Annotated in this window: 25 protein-coding genes; 23 read left to right on the top strand and 2 right to left on the bottom strand. The window is 59.2% G+C overall.

Going from position 1 to position 18,178, the window contains the following annotated elements; all coding sequences use genetic code 11:
- Window positions 1-34 precede the first annotated feature (34 nt).
- The 4 genes from BK658_RS02410 (at window position 35) to BK658_RS02395 (ending at window position 1,157) form a co-directional block, all read left to right on the top strand.
- Entirely contained in the window at window positions 35-346 is a 312-nt protein-coding gene (locus tag BK658_RS02410; protein WP_054597600.1) for a hypothetical protein, read from the top strand.
- A gap of 2 nt (window positions 347-348) precedes the next feature.
- Window positions 349-609 (top strand): hypothetical protein, encoded by a 261-nt coding sequence (locus BK658_RS02405; protein ID WP_054597599.1) that lies wholly within the window; start codon window positions 349-351, stop codon window positions 607-609.
- Window positions 610-666: 57 nt separating this feature from the next.
- Window positions 667-831, top strand: a complete 165-nt coding sequence (locus BK658_RS30110; protein WP_221178587.1) for a hypothetical protein — start codon at window positions 667-669, stop codon at window positions 829-831.
- A 131-nt stretch (window positions 832-962) separates the two neighbouring features.
- Complete coding sequence (locus BK658_RS02395) at window positions 963-1,157, top strand: hypothetical protein (RefSeq protein WP_123580862.1); 195 nt, start codon at window positions 963-965, stop codon at window positions 1,155-1,157.
- Here BK658_RS02395 and BK658_RS29785 read toward each other — a convergent pair.
- Window positions 1,135-1,482 carry a hypothetical protein gene (locus BK658_RS29785; protein WP_148049698.1) on the bottom strand — a complete coding sequence of 116 codons (348 nt, stop codon included), beginning with the start codon at window positions 1,480-1,482 and terminating at the stop codon, window positions 1,135-1,137. The two genes, BK658_RS02395 and BK658_RS29785, sit on opposite strands and share 23 nt — an antisense overlap.
- A 76-nt stretch (window positions 1,483-1,558) precedes the next feature.
- On the opposite strand from BK658_RS29785, the gene BK658_RS02390 reads away from it, so the two are divergent.
- The 19 genes from BK658_RS02390 to BK658_RS02300 all read left to right on the top strand — a co-directional run bounded on the left by BK658_RS02390 (window position 1,559) and on the right by BK658_RS02300 (window position 17,552).
- Complete coding sequence (locus tag BK658_RS02390) at window positions 1,559-2,080, top strand: hypothetical protein (RefSeq protein WP_123580859.1); 522 nt, start codon at window positions 1,559-1,561, stop codon at window positions 2,078-2,080.
- 1 nt (window position 2,081) lies between these two features.
- Window positions 2,082-3,569, top strand: coding sequence for a terminase large subunit (locus BK658_RS02385; RefSeq protein WP_123580857.1), 1,488 nt, complete (start codon window positions 2,082-2,084; stop codon window positions 3,567-3,569).
- On the top strand, window positions 3,566-4,981 hold the full coding sequence (locus tag BK658_RS02380) for a DUF4055 domain-containing protein (protein WP_123580855.1): 1,416 nt from the start codon (window positions 3,566-3,568) through the stop codon (window positions 4,979-4,981). Before BK658_RS02385 ends, BK658_RS02380 begins: the two co-directional genes overlap by 4 nt.
- The gene (locus BK658_RS02375; protein ID WP_123580853.1) at window positions 4,956-6,041 is read left to right on the top strand and encodes a minor capsid protein; all 1,086 of its coding nucleotides are present in this window, start codon (window positions 4,956-4,958) and stop codon (window positions 6,039-6,041) included. Before BK658_RS02380 ends, BK658_RS02375 begins: the two co-directional genes overlap by 26 nt.
- Window positions 6,042-6,123: 82 nt before the next feature.
- A complete protein-coding gene (locus BK658_RS02370) occupies window positions 6,124-6,852 on the top strand; it encodes a hypothetical protein (RefSeq protein ID WP_123580852.1) in 729 nt (242 codons plus the stop codon).
- 12 nt (window positions 6,853-6,864) lie between these two features.
- A complete protein-coding gene (locus BK658_RS02365; RefSeq protein WP_123580849.1) occupies window positions 6,865-7,830 on the top strand; it encodes a major capsid protein in 966 nt (321 codons plus the stop codon).
- A gap of 46 nt (window positions 7,831-7,876) precedes the next feature.
- Entirely contained in the window at window positions 7,877-8,449 is a 573-nt protein-coding gene (locus BK658_RS02360) for a hypothetical protein (protein ID WP_123580847.1), read from the top strand.
- Window positions 8,450-8,511: 62 nt separating this feature from the next.
- Entirely contained in the window at window positions 8,512-9,015 is a 504-nt protein-coding gene (locus BK658_RS02355; RefSeq protein ID WP_123580845.1) for a DnaT-like ssDNA-binding protein, read from the top strand.
- 16 nt (window positions 9,016-9,031) lie between these two features.
- Window positions 9,032-9,403 (top strand): hypothetical protein, encoded by a 372-nt coding sequence (locus BK658_RS02350; RefSeq protein ID WP_123580843.1) that lies wholly within the window; start codon window positions 9,032-9,034, stop codon window positions 9,401-9,403.
- Window positions 9,400-10,053 carry a hypothetical protein gene (locus BK658_RS02345; protein ID WP_123580841.1) on the top strand — a complete coding sequence of 218 codons (654 nt, stop codon included), beginning with the start codon at window positions 9,400-9,402 and terminating at the stop codon, window positions 10,051-10,053. Before BK658_RS02350 ends, BK658_RS02345 begins: the two co-directional genes overlap by 4 nt.
- Window positions 10,050-10,466, top strand: coding sequence for a phage tail terminator-like protein (locus BK658_RS02340; protein ID WP_123580839.1), 417 nt, complete (start codon window positions 10,050-10,052; stop codon window positions 10,464-10,466). The genes BK658_RS02345 and BK658_RS02340 overlap by 4 nt, the downstream gene beginning before the upstream one ends.
- Before the next feature lie 15 nt (window positions 10,467-10,481).
- Window positions 10,482-11,015 carry a phage tail tip fiber protein gene (locus tag BK658_RS02335; RefSeq protein WP_123580836.1) on the top strand — a complete coding sequence of 178 codons (534 nt, stop codon included), beginning with the start codon at window positions 10,482-10,484 and terminating at the stop codon, window positions 11,013-11,015.
- Window positions 11,016-11,085: 70 nt separating this feature from the next.
- Window positions 11,086-11,742: a phage tail protein gene (locus tag BK658_RS02330; RefSeq protein ID WP_123580834.1), complete on the top strand. Its 657-nt coding sequence runs from the start codon at window positions 11,086-11,088 to the stop codon at window positions 11,740-11,742.
- Between the two features lie 9 nt (window positions 11,743-11,751).
- Window positions 11,752-12,138, top strand: coding sequence for a phage tail assembly chaperone (locus tag BK658_RS02325; RefSeq protein ID WP_123580832.1), 387 nt, complete (start codon window positions 11,752-11,754; stop codon window positions 12,136-12,138).
- A 14-nt stretch (window positions 12,139-12,152) separates the two neighbouring features.
- Window positions 12,153-12,455, top strand: a complete 303-nt coding sequence (locus BK658_RS02320) for a DUF1799 domain-containing protein (protein ID WP_404943161.1) — start codon at window positions 12,153-12,155, stop codon at window positions 12,453-12,455.
- The gene (locus BK658_RS02315) at window positions 12,452-15,685 is read left to right on the top strand and encodes a phage tail tape measure protein (RefSeq protein ID WP_123580828.1); all 3,234 of its coding nucleotides are present in this window, start codon (window positions 12,452-12,454) and stop codon (window positions 15,683-15,685) included. The genes BK658_RS02320 and BK658_RS02315 overlap by 4 nt, the downstream gene beginning before the upstream one ends.
- Window positions 15,685-16,023: a phage tail protein gene (locus BK658_RS02310; protein WP_123580826.1), complete on the top strand. Its 339-nt coding sequence runs from the start codon at window positions 15,685-15,687 to the stop codon at window positions 16,021-16,023. The genes BK658_RS02315 and BK658_RS02310 overlap by 1 nt, the downstream gene beginning before the upstream one ends.
- 9 nt (window positions 16,024-16,032) lie before the next feature.
- Window positions 16,033-16,782, top strand: a complete 750-nt coding sequence (locus tag BK658_RS02305) for a phage minor tail protein L (protein ID WP_123580824.1) — start codon at window positions 16,033-16,035, stop codon at window positions 16,780-16,782.
- Window positions 16,783-16,784: 2 nt separating this feature from the next.
- Window positions 16,785-17,552 carry a C40 family peptidase gene (locus BK658_RS02300; RefSeq protein WP_123580822.1) on the top strand — a complete coding sequence of 256 codons (768 nt, stop codon included), beginning with the start codon at window positions 16,785-16,787 and terminating at the stop codon, window positions 17,550-17,552.
- Window positions 17,553-17,611: 59 nt separating this feature from the next.
- On the opposite strand, the gene BK658_RS02295 is transcribed toward BK658_RS02300, so the two are convergent.
- Complete coding sequence (locus BK658_RS02295; protein ID WP_123580820.1) at window positions 17,612-18,049, bottom strand: hypothetical protein; 438 nt, start codon at window positions 18,047-18,049, stop codon at window positions 17,612-17,614.
- Window positions 18,050-18,178 lie beyond the last annotated feature (129 nt).

Here is an 18,178-nt window from a genome sequence, read left to right as displayed (position 1 = left end):
ATTCGCTGGGGCTTTTTCGTATTCGGAGTATCAAATGGCTGAACCAGCATCTACAGCTGCGGCTGCGCTTGTTGCGAAGTACGGCGTAGCTGTGGCTGGTTTCGCAGGCGCCTGCGTATCGCTGACCCTGTTGCAGGGACTGACGCGTAAGCAAGCATTCTGGGCGGTGGCCACGGGCTTCCTGTCCGCGATTTTCACCACGCCCCTGGCTGTTCACCAGTTCGGGCTTCCGCCAGATAGCGACACACAAAACGGTGTCGCCTTTCTGATCGGGCTGCTGGCGATGAACATCATCCCCGGCCTGAAAGCGCTGGCGGGACGTTTCGGCGCAACCGGGAGTGCCTGATCATGAATCCTATCTTGGGAGGCGTAGACGCCTTTCTATGTGTGTTGGTGGTGATCGCCTCGATTGACTACCTGCGCCGCGTCAGGCCGATTGAGCAGCCGATGCTCAGCATCTCGTTCTACCTGGTGGCCATCGGTGCGTTTGGGGATTTCGCAGCAGCGATCCAGGGGCACTACGTGAGCCCGTTCACCGTGATGATCCATGCCGGAGTGGTGGCTTATGCCTGGGCTCGGCGTGGGCATGTGTTTGAGGTGGCGGGGTAGGTCGCGACACGTTTCGCGAATTATCAAATTGTGTCGCGACATCATAAGGAGCAACTCATGAAATATCGCAAAAAGCCTGTAGTGATCGACGCCACCCAGTACGACGGCACCCAGGAAGGCAATCGCAAGATTATCGAGTGGGCCAAGGGCAGTCAGACGCCGGCCCTGATGGATACAGTAGTGGGCAGTTGTTCGCCTCAGAACCCTGAAGGTTTCGACTAGCCCGCGCTGAAGATCAACACCCTTGAAGGCCTGATGACTGTGAATGCTGGGGACTGGGTGATTCGCGGCGTTGTCGGTGAGTTCTATCCTTGCAAGCCAGATATCTTTGCGGCGACTTACGAGGCAGCCTGATGAGCAACGTCTCGCGCATCCGTCACGCGCTACCGCTGAGCCCTGGCATCAATAACGCCATCGTCGACCTGGATAGCGCCATCGCCAAAGCGGTAGGCGCTGCCAAGGCTGCCGTACTGCCGCAGGGGTTAGTCGTCGCGCTGCTGCACGGACAGGCATACAGCGAGATAGTCAGGATGACGGCTGATTGTTAGGAGTGGTCCGTATAAGTCGTGACTGGTCCAGTCCCGAGCACTGGGAACCAAAGCCACCCTCCTTCCTGAGTGGGGATGCCGGCCACGGAGAACACGCCATGACCGTCGTTTGGGTGTGAAAAATCAATGACGGTTGCTGCGCCCAGTCTTCGAATGGCTCGGTTTTAATCCCCAGCCAGCAGTGACCGTCCGTACCTGGTTTGTATGCGGCGATGTTTTGGCTAAGAGATGGTCGGTTTTGGTTGAAAGTAAAAGCCACCTCTGGAAGCGTTTTCGGTTGCCCAGTTTCCTTGCGAACGACGATTTCAGCCTTTTTGTATTCCATGCGATTGCTCCTTGCGTTGAGTTGAAGCCCAGCAATACCGGCAACCAACCACTATTTCAAGTCTCAGAGAAGCGATATGACAACCAAGCAACCCGACTGGGAGGCAATCGAACGCGCCTACCGGGCGGGATTGCTTTCAGTTCGCGCCATAGGTGAGTCGCACGGTGTGAACCATGCGACCATCCTGAAGCGAGCCAAGAAAGAAGATTGGAAGCGCGACCTGACTGATCAGGTTCGCGCAGCAACCAAGCAGAAAGTAACCACGGCGGTAACCAGCAAAAGTAACCAGTCGAAAGTGGTTACCGATGCCGAGATCATCGAAGAGGCATCCGATCAGGCGGCAGCTGTAATCCTCGCTCACCGAACCGGGCTGGCTCAGTGGCGGGGCATCGCTGACAAGCTCAGCGTCGTCCTTTCTGAAATGGAAGTAACTGAAGACAACGCTGGTGACTTCGCTCGATCCCTGAACGCTGGTGTTGACGCACAGCTGAAGGTCATCAAGGGCGAGCGCCAGGCCTACAACCTCGACACAGAGACAGGCGATAAGACGGTCAGCGACCTGGCTGCAATGATGGACGAGCTATCGAAGGACGCCTGATATGAAACCCGAGCACATGAAGCTGCTCCGGGACAAACGTTGGCGGATCAACAACCTCTACTTCATCACGGATAAGCAGGGCAAGAAGGTCCGCTTCCGGATGACGGACGAGCAGATCGAATACTTCGACGGGATGCACACCCGCAACATCATCCTGAAGGCTCGGCAGCTTGGCTTCACCACAGAGTGCTGCATCATCCAGCTCGACGCGGCTTTGTTCGAGTCGGCCAAGTGCGCGCTGATCGCTCACACCCTGAACGATGCCAAGCGCCTGTTCCGCGAGAAGGTAAAGTACGCCTACGACAACCTGCCCGCCGAGATCCGCGCCGCCAACCCGGCGAGCAACGATTCCGCCGGTGAGCTGGTGTTCAGCAAGGGCGGTTCGGTCTACGTCTCCACGTCCTTCCGGGGCGGCACGCTGCGCTACCTGCACGTGTCCGAGTTCGGGAAGATCTGCGCCAAGTTCCCGCATAAGGCCCGTGAGATTGTCACCGGCGCCTTCGAGGCCGTGGCCACCGACTGCTTCGTCACGATTGAATCAACGGCAGAGGGCCGAGCCGGTTACTTCTTTGATTACTCGCAGAGTGCGGAGCGTCAGCAACTGGCCGGCGTGCCCCTGGGCCTGCTGGATTGGAGGTTTTTCTTCTTCTCCTGGTGGAAGAACAAGGCCTATTGGCTTGACCCGACTGACGTGGTCATCCCGCAGCGCCTGACTGATTACTTCAACGAGCTGCACGCCAAGCACGGCATCGTCACCAACGATGGCCAGCGTGCCTGGTACGCGGCCAAGGAGAAGACGCTCGGCGACGACATGAAGCGGGAATACCCGTCCATTCCTGTCGAAGCCTTCCAGCAGTCGGTCGAAGGCGCCTATTACGCGCAGCAACTGACCAAGCTTTACGCCCAGCAACGCATCGGCGCGATACCGGACAATAGCCATCTGCCGGTGATGACCTTCTGGGACATCGGCGTAAGCGACTCTACGGCCATCTGGTTCGTGCGACAGGTCGGCACCGAATACCACGTCATCGATTACTACGAGAACTCTGGCGAAGGTCTGCGGCACTACATGAAGGTACTCAAGGACAAGGGGTACACCTACTCCGAGCACTGGGGGCCGCACGACATCGATAACCGCGAGTTCGGCAGCGATGCCAAGACCCGTCGCGAATTGGCCCAAGAGGGCTACGAAATCGACGGGCAGAAATACTGCATGACGTTCCAGGTGGTTCCGAAGATCGGAATCAACGACGGCATTGAGGCTGTGCGGGAGATTCTTCCGCTCAGCGTGTTCGATGAGTCGAAATGTGAGCAGGGCATCAACTGCATCGAGAACTACCGCAAGGAATGGGACGACAAACGCGGCTGCTGGAAAGACAAGCCGCTGCACGACTGGACCTCTCACGGTTCCGACGGATTCCGATACTTCGCAGTAGCGAAGAGCGCGAGGAAGCCGGCCACCTCTATCAAAATGGGATACGCCCGATGAGCAACGACGTCTCCTTCAAGCGGGCGGACTACACGGAAGTACTGGACCGCTGGGCCACCGTGCGCGATGTCTGCGCCGGTCAGCATCGGGTTGTGTCGCGGCTGCCTTACATCAATGCACACGACAAGTCGCCAGAGAACGCTGACCGTAACAAGGCCTACCGCGAGCGTGCGGTGTTCAAGAACGCCACCGGTCACACTCGCAATGGCTTGCTGGGCTTGGCCTTCCACAAAGACCCGACGCTTACCGTGCCGAAGAAACTGGAGTACTTGCAGGACAACGCCAACGGCTCCGGGGTGAGCATCTACCAGCACTCGCAAGGTACGCTGGAAAAGGTGCTCGAGGCGGGTCGTCACGGGCTGTATGTCGATTATCACGAGGACAAAGGCGTCGGCGGCCATTCGGTGATCCTGTCGTACTGCGCCGAGGACATCATCAATTGGCGCACCGGCATGGTGAATGGTCACAACGTGCTGACTCTGGTTGTGTTGCGGGAAATGATGGAGGTTGAGGACGGCTTCGGGTTTAAAGCTGTCGAGCAGTTCCGCGAGCTTGCACTTGAGGCTGAAGGTTTTGTCTGCCGGGTTTGGCGTCGATCTGGTCCCAGAGGCGGCGGACCTCTTGAAGTCACCGACGCATTCGCCCCAGAAGGCATTACCGGACGCCTCAAGGAAATTCCGTTCACCTTCATCGGTGCACAGAACAACGATCCAACTATCGACGAGTCGCCGCTGTACGACATTGCGATGATCAACTTGGGTCATTACCGCAACAGCGCCGACTATGAAGACAGCGTCTTCTGGTGCGGCCAGGCTCAGCCGTGGATTTCCGGGCTGACCGAGCAGTGGGTGAAGTTGCTGGAGGAGAAGGGCGTCTACGTCGGTTCCCGAGCGCCAATGCTGCTTCCGGTCGGCGGCGCCTTTGGATATGCGCAGCCACTGCCGAACACGCTGGTCAAGGAGGCCATGGCCGACAAGAATCAAATGATGATCGAGCTGGGCGCTCGCATGGTCGTTGCCTCGCTATCGTCGAAGACGGCGACCGAAGCTCGCGGCGATCAGTCTGCGTCGACATCGGTGCTGGCCGGATGCGTGGCCAACGTCAGCGAGGCCTACACCCGGGCGATCATGTGGTGCGGCCAATACATGGGCATCACTGACAAGGTCGCGTACCAGGTCAATCAAGAGTTTGTCGAGCTGACGGCTGATCCGCAAATGATCACGGCCTTGGTTGGCTTGTGGCAGAACGGCGGGTTTGCGAAGGCTGACCTGCGGGCGTATCTGCGCAAACTGGGTTTGATTGCTCCGGAGCGCACAGACCAGCAAATCGATGGCGAGCTTCAAGAGCAGGGCGATGGCCTGGGCCTGGATGACGAGGTAACACCAAATGGCGGCAAACCAAGCAATCCTTGACGCCACGATCCGGCACGCAGTCTTCCTCGAAAAGCTGAAGGCGGGAGAGGTCGGCAAGTTCGCGCCGTTCCTCAAGGAGATTGACCGCTCGATCCGAGACCGGCTCACACAGTCGGACCTCACCGAGTACAACGTCAAACGGCTTGAAGCGTTGCTGAAGGAGGTCGACAGCCTGCTGCTGGGCATCTTCGACCGCTACAGCGTGCAACTGAATCTCGACCTGATCGACATTGCGAATTACGAAGCCGAGTTTGAGGCGACGAGCTTGGCCAGGTCCGCGCCGGTCGGTGTGTCGTTTGATGTTGCAGCGCCGACGGCGGCAGCTATCCGGGCGGCGGTGCTGACGAACCCGCTCAGCGTGCGCGGCACTGGCGGCGGGAAGCTGCTCAAGTCGTTCATCAAGGGTTGGACCACTGCCGAGCGGGAGCGCGTCACCGGCACAATCCGGCAGGGTTTCTTCGAAGGGCAGACGAACTTTCAGGTCATCCGCAACATTCGCGGTACCAAGGCGGCCGGCTACAAAGACGGCATCCTGGCTACGACCAATCGCAACGCCAGCACGGTCGTGCACACGGCGATTCAGCATGTGTCGTCCCAGGCGCGCATGGAGGTGGCCAAGGCCAACCTTGATGTGGTGCTCGAGATCCAGATGATTGCCACCCTGGACAGCAAGACCAGCCAGCAATGTCGTTCGATGGATGGACGCCGATTCCCGGTAGATTCCGGGCCAAGGCCGCCGTTTCACCCGAACTGCCGCACCACATTCATTTTCCTGACGAAGCTCAGCGAGATTTTCGCCAAGGACGCCACGCGAGCTTCGGTCGGTGCAGATGGTCCTGGGCAGGTCAGTGCCAGCCTCGACTATTACCACTGGCTTCAGCAGCAGCCGGCGTCGTTTCAGGATGAGGCAATCGGCCCCGTTCGGGCGAAGCTGTTTCGTGAGGGCGGGCTGAGCGTCCAGCGCTTCGCCGAGCTGCAGCTTGATCGCAACTTTGCACCGCTGACCCTGGCGCGGATGAAGGCTTTAGAACCACTCGCATTCGCTAAGTCCGGAATTTGATCAAACACTTTCAATCAGCCGCCTCCGGGCGGTTTTTTATTGCCTGCGAAGCGGGCAACACATACCCAAGGGGTGCATCAACGTGGCAGAAGAAAACGAAATCGACCTGGACAACCCGGCAATCAAGGCCGCTATCGCGACTGCCGTTGAGGCCTCCGTTACCGGGCTGAAGTCGAAGAACACTGAGCTGCTGGGCAAGCTGAAAGACACCACCGGCAAGCTGACCCAGTTCGAAACCCAATTTGAAGGTATCGACATCGACGCCGTCAAAGGCTTGCTCAGTCGCGCAGGACAGGACGAAGAAACCAAGCTGCTGACAGAGGGCAAGGTGGACGAAGTTTTCAACCGGCGCACGGAGCGGCTGCGTGCTGATACTGACAAGCAGTTGAAGGCCATCACCGCGCGGGCCGAGAAGGCTGAAGCCTTCGCCGCCAAGTTCCAGGGCAAAGTCCTGGGCGACTCGGTGCGCGGCGCAGCACTGAAAGCGGGCGCTCTGCCGGAAGCAACCGACGACATCATCCTGCGCGCCAAGGGCGTGTTCTCACTGAACGAAGAGGGCGAAGCGGTCGCTGTTGATGAGTCCGGAGAGACCATTCTCGGCAAAGACGGCAAAACCCCTCTGACCCCGCTCGAATGGGCGGAATCTCTACGCGAAAGCGCACCTCACCTGTGGCCAAGGGCTTCAGGGACACAAGCCCCGGGCGGGGGTGGCGGCCAGGCTGCATTCAAACGCTCCGAAATGACCTCCGAGCAAAAGCGCGACTACCAGCGCAAGCACGGCCAAACTGCATATCTGCAACTGCCCAAGTAAGGGGAAATAGTCATGGCAACAACCACTAACAGTGACCTGGTCATCTACAACGACGAGGCACAAACCGCATACCTGGAGCGCGTTCAGGACAACCTGGACGTGTTCAACGCATCGTCCAACGGCGCTATCGTTCTCGACAACGAGATGATCGAAGGTGACTTCCGCAAGCGCGCTTTCTACAAAATCGGCGGATCGCTGGAGCATCGCGACGTCAACTCCACCAGCAAGGTGACCGCCAAGAAGATTGGCTCTGGTGAAGCGGTAGGCGTCAAGGCTCCATGGATGTACGGCCCGTACCAAACCACCGAAGAGGCGTTCAAACGTCGTGGTCGTCCGGTCGAGGAGTTCTCCCAGATCATCGGCGTCGATGTGGCTGATGCCACCCTGGAAGGTTTTATCCAGTACGCCACCGCCGCTCTGCGCGCCTCCATCAGCTCCAACGCCGGCATGGTGGTTTCGGCCAATATTGAAACCGACGGCAAGAAGACCCTGACGCGCGGCATGCGCAAGTTTGGCGACAAGTTCGGCCGCATCTCTCTCTGGGTCATGCACTCCAGCGCCTACTTCGACATTGTCGACGAGGCGATCACCAGCAAGATCTACGAAGAAGCGGGTGTTGTGATCTACGGCGGCCTGCCGGGCACCCTCGGCAAGCCGGTGCTGGTGACTGATACGGCACCTTCGGATGTGATCTTCGGCCTGCTGCCAAACGCAGTGGTGATCACCGAGTCTCAGGCACCTGGCTTCCGCTCGTATGAAGTGAACGACGAGGTGAACCTGGGTATCGGCTATCGCGCCGAGGGCACCGTCAACATCGATGTGCTGGGCTACAGCTGGAAGGAATCCGCCGGCGGTGCAAACCCAACGCTGGCAGCTGTCGGTTCGGCAGCCAACTGGGCCAAGCATGCTGGCAGCGATAAAGTCACCGCCGGCGTGATGATCACCCTCACAGCCACTCCGCCAGTAACTGGCGGCTAAAACTCATCCAGAACAGCGGTCAGCAATGGCCGCCACGGAGATTTCCATGGAATTGATTTATTCCACCCAGAGTTCTGGCTTTGACCCAGATAAGCGCTATCGCAACCCAGAGCACTTCGATCGCCCAGAAGCGGGCGTGACTGGTGTTGTCGTCGTGGGCGTGTGGCCGAAGGTGGTTGAAGCCTACGAGAATATCGGTGTCGAAGTGACGGCGATAGAACCTGAGTCGCGCCAGGTGCTGGTTGTCGATTCGGGCGCTTACAAGGCAGAACTGGAAGCGCTGATCGGCAAGCTACGCATCGAAAGCGATACGGTTCGGGATGTAATCGACGGCCTCGACGCCGGCGAGATTGAAAAACCTGAAGCCGGCGAGCTCGCAATCCGCTTGTTTCATTCGCTCGACGGCATTCGCCTTCAGATGGCTGATCTGGCCAGCGCGCGCGATGATCTCACAGCGGAAAACCAGACGCTGCGCAACGAACTTGCTGAGCTGAAGACGGGCGAGGGCGTGGAAGTCGAAGCCCTGAAGACTAAGCTCGACGCTGCTGGCGTGACCTACCGGGCCAATGCCTCGAAAGAATCCTTGGAAAAGCTCGTCGCTGATCTGCCCAAGGCGTGATACTGCTGGCTGTCGGTGAGCCGGCAGCCAATCATTCAAAACTCAATCCAGCGAGTTGATCCATGACACTCATCATCGAGGACGGCACCGGCAAGCCAGACGCCGAAAGCTACGCGAGCGCCGAGGACTTGGTCATGTACGCCGTGAAGTTTGGCGTGGTCATTCCTGCCGATGTTGTCGCGCAAGAAGCACTGCTTCGCCGGGCCGCCTTGGCGATGGATGGCAAGACCTGGAAGGGGCGCAAGACGGATAGCGATCAGGCTCTGGCTTGGCCGCGCCGGGGTGTTGAACTGGATTGCCAGATCAAGCCCGACAACTACCTGCCGGCGCGAATCCAGTACGGCCAGATGGCCTTGGCAGCCGAGATTCATGCCGACGACATCGACCCCATCGACAAGCGCAAAGGTGCTGTGACGCTGGAGCGTGTCGAAGGCGCGGTGACTCGCGAGTACGCGACGATTTCCAACACCAGCGGCCGACTGTTGCCAGCGGCGCCGGATCGGCCTAGCGCAACCCAGTTCGCTGACTACCTACAAAAGCGGGGCCTGTTCGCCGTCCGCGCATAGCTGAAACGGAGCTTTCATGGCCACCTTCTACGACGAAATGGCCGAGATGGCCCTGGAGATGATCAAAGAGTTCGGCCAGGACGTGCCTATACGTGACATCAAGTCCGGCGAATACGACCCTGAAACCGGCACCGCAGGCCCTGACACCATCACGGAGCAGACCGCCCAAGGCATCCTGCTCGACTACAGCGGCCAAGAATTCCAGGCCAATAGCCTGATCAAGCAGGGCGACAAGAAGCTGAAGATCGCCGCGAAGGGTCTTGAGTGGGCGCCCAGCCTCCTAAACAAAGTGTTCGTTCAGAATCGCACCTGGTCAATCGTTCCGCCGCTGAAAGAGATCAACCCGGCCGGCACTCCGATTCTGTATGAGTTGCAGGTGCGGTCGTGAGCAAATACGCAGGCCTCAAAGGCAGCTTCGCCGAGAACATCCGGCAGTTCGCCGAGCAGGCACAGGCCGGGCTCGACGCCACCTTCCGCGAGATCGTGATCGAGCTCGGCAGCAGTGTGATCCGCATGTCGCCGGTGGGCAACCCCGAGATCTGGGCGGCCAACGTCGCGCATCGCCAGGCCAACACTGCGGCGGCCGATGCCTACGACTTCAAGGTTGCCGTGCGCAATACGCTTATCAACCTGACCGACAGCAATTTCACCAAGGCCGGCAAGCTGAAGCGCGGCGTGAAGTACGCCAAGCCCCTGACCAAGACCGAGCGCGACCAGAATTTCAATGTGAACGGCCTGGTAGCCGGCAAGGGCTACGTCGGCGGGAGGTTTCGCGGGAATTGGCAGTTCTCAATCGATTTACCGGCCGACGGCGTACTTGATCAGATCGACCCATCGGGCAACGTCTCGATTGCGGTGCTGAGAACTCAGGTGCAGTCGCTGACCATTGGCCAGACGGCGTATTTGGTGAACAACCTGCCGTACGCCGTGCCGCTTGAGTATGGGCATTCGAAGCAGGCGCCGGGCGGGATGGTCCGCATCACCCTGGCCCGCTTTCAACAGATCGTCGATGAAGCCATCAGGAACAACCAGGTATGAGCCACAACCTCATCGCCTCAATCTACGAGGCCAAGCTGATCGCCTGGGCGAAAGCGTTGCCGGTACCGCTGAAGGTTGTCGTCGAGAACGAGGCCTATGAGCCCGAAAATGGCGTCACCTACCTGCGAGCCTTCACGCTGCCGGGCGATACCGCGAGCAACACGCTCGGCGGCGACCACAAGCTCTACACCGGCGTGTTTCAGGTCAGCATCGTGACGCCGTCGGGCAAGTACCGTGGCGCGGCCGGCGCGCTGGCCGACCAGATCGCCGCGCTGTTCCCGCTGTACGAGCGAAACACGAAGGGCGCGCTGACGGTGGTGACCATGACGCCAGTCGACCCTGGCCCCGGCATTCCCGACGACACAACCTTCACCGTGCCCGTGTCGTTCCAGTACCGGGCCGATACCAATTAAATAACGGAGACACCAATGCAAAGTTCCAACTATGTGCCGGGCGTTTCCGGCTGGAAGATCGACCCGGCCTCTGGCGCCTTCGAAATGGCATCCGATCGAGTAGCTGTCGTCGGCACTGACCCAAAGGCAATCTATAGCGGGAAGTCTCAGCCAAAAGAGCCAAAGCCATTTGTCGTGGTTGACGGCGCGACCTACATCAGTCAGGCCGAGGTTGTGCGCGTCTCTGTCGCCGCTCATAAGATCGGAGGCCATTACTCCGTCAAGCTGCGCACCACTGAAGATGGGAAGGTCTACATGGCCGGCATGGCGTCTCCGCTGATCTCGCAATTCATCGTTTCTGCCGATCGTTTCGCCATCACGCCACCGACTGAGTTTGAAGAGGCGCCGGCGAGGGGGGCTGGCGCAGTCATGGATCTGCTTGCAGGCAAAATCTGCGATACCCAACTTGGCGCCGATCTGAAGTCGGGGCGGATCACAGCGATCGCTGACCAAGTGCGCGACGTGATCCGCTCCGAGATGCGTCCCGGCGGCCTCCTGCACCGCAACTAATCCGCCCATTGGGCAACCCCAGAACCCGCCATTGAGCGGGTTTTGTCATTTCTGAAAAGAGGAAACACCAATGGCTGGCATTCAAATGCCCAACGGCGCAACGTTCGAAATTGCTTCCGCCTACGGCACGGCAATCCCATTCACCACGCTGAGCAACGCGAACCCAGCGGTGGCCGCAGCTTTGGCACACGGCCTGGCCGAGGGCGACATCATCGCCGTGAACTCCGGTTGGACGCGCCTCGACGGCCGCGCCGTTCGGGTTGCCGATATCGCCAGCGGCACCTTTGCGCTGGGTGGCGTCAACACCACCAACGTTCAGCAGTACCCGGCGGGCTCCGGCATTGGTTCGGCGCGCGAGGTGACTTCGTTCACCGAGATCTCGCAAATCACCGAACTGAACTCCACCGGTGGTGATCAGCAGTTCCTGACCTTTGGCTTCCTGGCTGACGACGATGATCGCCAGATGCCGACCACGAAGAACCCGATCACCCTGACCATCACGGTCGCCGACGATCCGTCCAAGCCTTATGTCGACGTTTGCGAGGCTGCGGACGACGACAAACAGGCACGAGTTCTGCGCCTGAACCTCCCAGGCGGCAGCAGCATCATCTACAACGGTTACGTGTCGATCACCTCGACTCCAACCATGTCGCGCAACAACCTGATGACCCGCGTCATCAGCATCGCGCTGACTGGCCGTCCAACCCGCTACAGCGCATCGGCGTAAGGAAGGCTCATGGCAAAGTCCAAGTTCACCCTGGCACGTAATCCGACCTTCAAGGCTGATGTCATGCTTCCTGATGTGGGTGGCGATCCTGTGGCAGTCGGGTTCGAATTCAAATATCGCGACCGAATCGAGTTGGCTAGCCTCTACGCCGAATGGGGTGAGCGGCACAAGGCCCTGTCGGAGCAATCCGAAGTGGCAGGCATCGAGCAATTCACGGCCTTGTTGATTGATCTCCAAGTCGAACAGCTCAAGGCCGTTGTGGCCGGCTGGGACATCGGCGAAGAGTTCAACGACGAAAACCTGCGCATCCTGGTCCGCTCAATCGCTGCCACTCCGAGCGCGGTGCTGGCGGCCTATTCCGAGGCGTTCAGCAACGCTCGCCTGGGAAACTCCTAAGCGTCTCACGCAAGCTGTACGAACCCGGGCCATCGGCTGAAGCGCTGGCGGCCTTCGGGCTTTCTCTTCGCGACTTGCCCGAAGAAACCTGCGAGGTCTGGCCGGACGTCTGGTCCGCCTTTCAGGTCTTCGAAGCCATGAGCACCCAGTGGCGTACAGGGGCGTGCGGCGCAACCGGTCTGGATTACACGTCAATCCGCGATGTCGCCGGCTTCCTCGGTTTAACCCGGGACCAGGTCACCGACATTTTTCACGATCTCCGCGTTATGGAAGCCGAAGCCCTGCGGGTGATGGCGGAGCAAAGGGGCAATAAATGAGCACCACGTTCGCGTCTCTCGGCATCGAGGTCAACTCGTCGCAGGCGGTCAAGGCTGCTGACGATTTGGACAAACTGATCGATTCGGCGGTGGATGCCGAGAAGGCAATCGACGATCTCGGCAAGACCGGTTCCGAACTTGCCGATACCGGCAAGAAGATCGTTCAGGCCGAGAAAGAAGTTGCTCAGGAGATCGACAAATCGACTGGCGCGACACAGCGTCAGGCCGATGCAAGACGGAAGTCAGGCGCAAGCGCGACGAGCGAAATCGCCATCATCAGCCAGCTCGATAAGGCGATGTCCGGCAACATCGACAGCATCGAGCAACTGACTCGGGCGGAAACCCTTCTTGAGCGCGCTCGTAAGGGCGGCCTGGTCACGATTGAGCAGCAGGAGGCTTATCAGGATCGCCTCGGCAAGGCCTACGACAAGATAGACAAGGCTGAAGCCAAGGAAGTAGCGCAGAAACAGAAGCTGATTGAAGCGGAAAATCGTCAGATTGAGGCTCTGAAGCGCACAGTCAACGGCATCGACCCGGTAACTGCGAAGCTGGCCAAGCTCGAAGCGCAGGAAAAAGCCGCTCATGAGGCTTTTCGCCGTGGCGCTATCGATGTCGAAAGCTATAACGCGGCCCTGGCTAAGGTCGGTAAGGACCGGGCTGGCGTCATCGGAGCGGCCGGGGCATTCGACAAACTGAAGCTCGGCACGCGCCAGGCACAGGAAAACGTCGTTCAGCTCGGCAATGCGTTGTCGTCTGGCGACTGGGGTAGCGGTGTTCGCGCGGTGGCTCAGTTGGGCGCTGGTGCTGGCGCGTCGGCGGCTGGCTTGCTCGCGATTCTCGCCCCTTTGGCGCTGGCTACTGCCGCTGTGGGTGGACTGGCGTACGCCTATCATATGGGCAGCGAAGAGCAGGATGCGTACAGCAAGGGCCTGATTGTTACCGGTAACTCGGCAGGTTTAAGTACTGGGCAGCTCGCTGATATGGCGCGCCAAGTCAGCGCAACCGTGGGTACCACTGGCCAGGCCGCTGAAGCGCTCGCGGCATTGGCAGGGAATGGCAAGATCGCAGGCGAAAGCTTCGCCGGCATCACGCAGGCCGCCGTGTCCATGCAGGAGGCAACCGGCAAAGCGATCAGTGAAACGATTGCCGAGTTCACGAAGCTGGCGGATGACCCCGTCAAGGCATCCGCAGCACTGAACGAGCAGTACCACTATCTGACAGCCTCGGTTTACTCGCAGATTGCTGCACTGGAAGAGCAGGGTGACCATGCTGGCGCGGTGAAGTTGGCGACTGAGCAGTACGCCGATGCGATCAACGAGCGTACGCCGAAGATTCTGGAGAACCTGAGCTTCTGGGAGAAGGGCTACAACGCGGTAGCTCGAGCTGCTGACAACCTAAAAAACTTGGGTCGTCCAGACATCGGCGCCGACATTGAGCAGGCACGGCGTAACCTGGCTGGCGCCCAATCTGGGAATGTTGGGCTGTTCCAGAACAAGCAGGAGATGATCGACTTCTACACCAATCGTCTCAACATGCTGGAGGATCAGAAGGCCGCTGAAGCTGATATCGCCAAGTACGAAGGCGAGCAGGCGAAAGTCCAGCAAGATGCTGTTGCTGCGATGACAAAGGTCGATGCGCTCACCAAGTCATCATGGACGAATGAGCAAAAGCGCACAGACGCGCTGAAGGAATACCGCCGGCAACTCGACGATATTCGAAAAGCCGACCCCAAGGATAAGCGCCTTGAACCGGCAGTCGTCGACAAGAACATTGCGAACATCAACGACAAGTTCAAGGACTCAAAAGCCGCAACGGGCAGTGTCGATCTTACTGGCTTCAACGACGCCAAAAATCAGCTCGCCTCGATTGTGTCTGAATACAGCAACGCCCAAAAGCAGCTGGATGCCGCGCAGAAAGCCGGGCTGATCTCCCAGACTGAGTACGCGCAAAAGCGTGACGGCTTGATCGGCAACGAACGGGACGAGGTGACGGCTGCGTACGAGGCTGAGATCGCGGCGCTGGAGGCGGTGAAGAACAAGTCCAGCACCACGGCGACGCAGCGCATTCAGCTGGACCAGAAGATCGCCGATGCACGCACGGCGATGCTCAAGGCGCAGAAAGATGCCGATAGCCAGCTCGAGGTGCTCGCCACAAACGAAACTGGCCGACTGGCCAAGCAAGAGCGTGCGATCACTTCGTACGCTCAGGCACTGAGTCAGCAACAGAAGGCGTTGGAGTTGGCTGGCCGACGCACCGTTATCGGAGTTGGCCAGGGAGATCGGCAGAACGCACTCAGCGGCGAACTGAACAGCCAGCAAGACCGGTTTGCTCAGCAGTCGCTGGAGCTGGAAAGCCAACGCTCAGATCCGTCGCGCAACATGTCCGACGAAGAGTTCACTCGCAAATCCCAAGCCCTCGCAGACGCGAACAAGGCAGCGACCGACCAGATCCGGCAGAACTATGCCGATGTCGAAGCGGCGCAGGGGGATTGGACGAAGGGCGCGACATCGGCCTGGGCCAACTACCTGGATTCGGCGCAGAACGTTGCTGGCCAGACGAAAAGCCTGTTCGGCAACGCCTTCAGCTCGATGGAAGACGCGGTCGTCAACTTCGCCATGACTGGGAAGCTGTCGTTCGCCGACTTCACCAAATCGATTCTGGCGGACATGGCGCGGATTGCTGCACGGCAGGCCAGCTCCGCATTGCTGAGCAGCTTGGTCGGTGCTGGCATCAGTTATTTCACTGGCAGCGGTACTGGAGCAACAGGTGCTGCAACGGCCGGCGGTGCAGAAGCTGGCGCACAGAGCTTCGGCAGTCAGTTCGATGCCAGCTCCGCCTCGGTGACCTTCGGCGGCGGCCGTGCCTCGGGTGGCGGCGTTGATCCCAACACTTTGTATGAGGTGAACGAAAAGGGGCCAGAGCTGTTCAGCCAGGGAGGGCGCTCGTATCTGATGACCGGCGCCCAAGGCGGCAGTGTCACACCGCTGGCTACCGGTGGTGGGCCAGGCATTGCAGCAATGGGCGGCGGCAATGGTGGCAACACTTACAACTTCCCAGTTGCTGTTTCGGTACAGACGTCTGGAGAAGCGGGCGGTAAAGCCTCGCAAGAAGCATCCAGCCAGTTCGGCAAAGGCATTCAGCAGGCCGCAAAAGTCGAGGCTGAAACGGCAATCGCCAGAGCACTGCAACCCGGCGGTTCAATCTGGCGCCTGACAAATGGGAGGGGTTGATGGCGATCGAGACATTCACATGGCCAACTGAGCGTGGTGGTTCGCCCGAGATTACGTATCGGGTGCGCACCGCGCAGTTCGGCGACGGTTACAAACAGCAGGTTGGCGATGGGCCGAACAACAAAGAGGACTCCTACCCAATCACCTACAGCGGCCAGAAAGCCAAAGTACTCGAGATCATGGCGTTTTTTGACCGGCACGCAGGGGCGAAGGCGTTCCTCTGGACAACACCTCTCGGGCAGCTTGGTCTGTTCACCTGCAAGAACCCCGCACCCACCCCAATGGGCGGCGGCGTTTTTAAGCTCACGGCTACCTTTGACCGTGCTTTTCAACCATAAGGGGCAACCATGCCGCTGATCAGTGACATTCAGGTTCTTGAGCCTGGCAGCGAAGTGCTGCTCTTTGAGCTGGACGGCTCGGACTACGGCGCGGACGTTCTGCGCTTCCACGGGCACGCTATCCCGCATTCACCGGCAGAGCTGATTGTCGCTGGCGACAATGCGGACCAGCTACCTGCGAAAGCAATCTGGTTCCAAGGGAATGAGTACAGCGCCTGGCCAATGCAGATCGAAGGCATTGAATCCAACGGCGACGGCACGGCGGTTCGGCCAAAGCTATCGGTCGGCAACGTCAATGGACGCATCACCGCGCTGTGCCTGGCCTTCGACGATCTACTCGAGTTCAAGCTGACGATGCGTCACACGCTGGGCTCCTACCTGGACGCACAGAACTTCCCAGCAGGTAACCCGACGGCGGACCCAACCCAAGAGACTATCGAGGTCTGGTACATCGACCAGAAGACGAACGAGGACGGGGAAACGGTCAGTTGGGAGTTGGCCAGTCCCGGCGATGTCGGCGGCGAGTCAATCGGTCGGCAAGCAACCACGCTCTGTCACTGGAGCCTCACCGGCGGTTACCGGGGGCCGAACTGTGGCTACACCGGTCGTTACGTCACGAAGGACGGTGTGCCTACGGATAACCCTGAGCTGGATGAGTGTGACGCAACTCTGGGGCGGGGCTGTATTCCGCGCTTCGGCGAAGGGAATCCTTACTCGTTCGGGGGCTTCCCTGCGGTTTCCCTCATTGCCCGGAGCTGATCATGCGCAAACACATCTTGAGTGCGATACAGGCTCATGCGGCAGACGAGTACCCGAAAGAGTGCTGCGGGCTCCTGCTGAGCATTGGCCGCAAGCAGCAGTATTACCCGTGCCGAAACATAGCATCAGAACCGAACGAAGAGTTCCGGATCGACCCGGAAGAGTACGCCTTGGCGGAGGATACCGGCGAAGTAATCGGCGTGGTTCATTCACATCCGGACGCCACCAGCAGGCCGTCGCCGCGAGACTTGGCCATGTGCGAGGCCACGGCCTTGCCTTGGCACATTTTCAGTTGGCCCGAGGGTGACCTGCGCACTGTCATGCCTACCGGTGAAGTGCCGCTGTTGAAGCGTCCGTTCGTGCACGGTGCCTGGGACTGCTGGCAGGTATGCGCCGATTGGTACAAGCGCGAGTGGGGGCTTGAGTTCGAAGTCTTCAAGCGCGCCGATGGCTGGTGGGAGAACAAGGACAACACCAGCCTGTACGAGGCGAACTACAAGGCTGCCGGCTTCTACCGAGTCGACCAGCCGCAGCGTGGCGACATGATAGTGATGGAAGTGGGGCGGACGGTTTACCCGAATCACGCCGGGATCTTTCTCGGCGCCGATCCGGCGCTGCCGGGCGAGAACGCAGTGACGTTCGGTCCTGGGCCGTTCCTACTACACCATCTGTACGGCAGACCGTCGGAGGTCAGCGTTTTCGGAGGGCCGTGGCTGGATAGAATGCGTCTGATCCTTCGCCACAGGCGCTCGCTGCCATCTAATCAGTAATGAGCATTGACTCATAAGTCGATGAGCTCGGCGTGGCGCCCGTTGCGATCACCAGCTGGCTACGCAATAGGGGCCTTATACCAGCCTTGCTGCATGTAACCCCTATTTAGCAGAGACTGGACAAAGTTGTATCCCTCGCCGACCAACTCACGGTCATCGTCTGCCCAGCCCGTCGGACCTGCATTAGACGCATAAATCGGTCCAATTTGTTGCAGGGCATACCGATACATGGCTGTTGCAATACCGTACCGACGATGATGGATCGACTGGACGTCTACGTGGTTGATCCAATGCCCGCCCTGATTATCTACATAGAATTCAATGCACGCGACTTCAAGACCACCGTCGTAGGGAAGATAAGCCCGTATGTCAGGTCCTTCGTCGTCATACACCAGTTGAAGGTTATTCGTGACCCACGCTCGGGGCGCATTATCTTCAAGAGTTCGAACGTTACCGTCCCAGTTATTCATATAGTTCGTGATCAATGCCTGTTTCATTTTGTTCTCCATGAGCCGGCCTAGCGACGTCCTATCTGCTGGATTCTTCAGACTAGACTGGGAATCATGGGTGAGTTAGAAAAATAACTGCTGCAAGGTAGGTTCGACTTTCGGCGTTTGCAGCAGTTT

Source organism: Pseudomonas brassicacearum (genome assembly GCF_003732175.1).
In the GTDB taxonomy this organism is placed as follows: domain Bacteria; phylum Pseudomonadota; class Gammaproteobacteria; order Pseudomonadales; family Pseudomonadaceae; genus Aquipseudomonas; species Aquipseudomonas brassicacearum_G.
The sequence above is the reverse complement of the archived record's forward strand: the minus strand, read 5'-3'. Positions and strand labels throughout refer to the sequence as shown.

Bases quoted from the DNA above. Each gene is read 5' to 3' on its own strand.
- BK658_RS02410 (WP_054597600.1), top strand. From the start codon at position 35: ATGGCTGAACCAGCATCTACAGCTGCGGCTGCGCTTGTTGCGAAGTAC.
- BK658_RS02405 (WP_054597599.1), top strand. From the start codon at position 349: ATGAATCCTATCTTGGGAGGCGTAGACGCCTTTCTATGTGTGTTGGTG.
- BK658_RS30110 (WP_221178587.1), top strand. From the start codon at position 667: ATGAAATATCGCAAAAAGCCTGTAGTGATCGACGCCACCCAGTACGAC.
- BK658_RS02395 (WP_123580862.1), top strand. From the start codon at position 963: ATGAGCAACGTCTCGCGCATCCGTCACGCGCTACCGCTGAGCCCTGGC.
- BK658_RS29785 (WP_148049698.1), bottom strand. From the start codon at position 1,482: ATGGAATACAAAAAGGCTGAAATCGTCGTTCGCAAGGAAACTGGGCAA.
- BK658_RS02390 (WP_123580859.1), top strand. From the start codon at position 1,559: ATGACAACCAAGCAACCCGACTGGGAGGCAATCGAACGCGCCTACCGG.
- BK658_RS02385 (WP_123580857.1), top strand. From the start codon at position 2,082: ATGAAACCCGAGCACATGAAGCTGCTCCGGGACAAACGTTGGCGGATC.
- BK658_RS02380 (WP_123580855.1), top strand. From the start codon at position 3,566: ATGAGCAACGACGTCTCCTTCAAGCGGGCGGACTACACGGAAGTACTG.
- BK658_RS02375 (WP_123580853.1), top strand. From the start codon at position 4,956: ATGGCGGCAAACCAAGCAATCCTTGACGCCACGATCCGGCACGCAGTC.
- BK658_RS02365 (WP_123580849.1), top strand. From the start codon at position 6,865: ATGGCAACAACCACTAACAGTGACCTGGTCATCTACAACGACGAGGCA.
- BK658_RS02360 (WP_123580847.1), top strand. From the start codon at position 7,877: ATGGAATTGATTTATTCCACCCAGAGTTCTGGCTTTGACCCAGATAAG.
- BK658_RS02355 (WP_123580845.1), top strand. From the start codon at position 8,512: ATGACACTCATCATCGAGGACGGCACCGGCAAGCCAGACGCCGAAAGC.
- BK658_RS02350 (WP_123580843.1), top strand. From the start codon at position 9,032: ATGGCCACCTTCTACGACGAAATGGCCGAGATGGCCCTGGAGATGATC.
- BK658_RS02340 (WP_123580839.1), top strand. From the start codon at position 10,050: ATGAGCCACAACCTCATCGCCTCAATCTACGAGGCCAAGCTGATCGCC.
- BK658_RS02335 (WP_123580836.1), top strand. From the start codon at position 10,482: ATGCAAAGTTCCAACTATGTGCCGGGCGTTTCCGGCTGGAAGATCGAC.
- BK658_RS02330 (WP_123580834.1), top strand. From the start codon at position 11,086: ATGGCTGGCATTCAAATGCCCAACGGCGCAACGTTCGAAATTGCTTCC.
- BK658_RS02325 (WP_123580832.1), top strand. From the start codon at position 11,752: ATGGCAAAGTCCAAGTTCACCCTGGCACGTAATCCGACCTTCAAGGCT.
- BK658_RS02315 (WP_123580828.1), top strand. From the start codon at position 12,452: ATGAGCACCACGTTCGCGTCTCTCGGCATCGAGGTCAACTCGTCGCAG.
- BK658_RS02310 (WP_123580826.1), top strand. From the start codon at position 15,685: ATGGCGATCGAGACATTCACATGGCCAACTGAGCGTGGTGGTTCGCCC.
- BK658_RS02305 (WP_123580824.1), top strand. From the start codon at position 16,033: ATGCCGCTGATCAGTGACATTCAGGTTCTTGAGCCTGGCAGCGAAGTG.
- BK658_RS02300 (WP_123580822.1), top strand. From the start codon at position 16,785: ATGCGCAAACACATCTTGAGTGCGATACAGGCTCATGCGGCAGACGAG.
- BK658_RS02295 (WP_123580820.1), bottom strand. From the start codon at position 18,049: ATGAAACAGGCATTGATCACGAACTATATGAATAACTGGGACGGTAAC.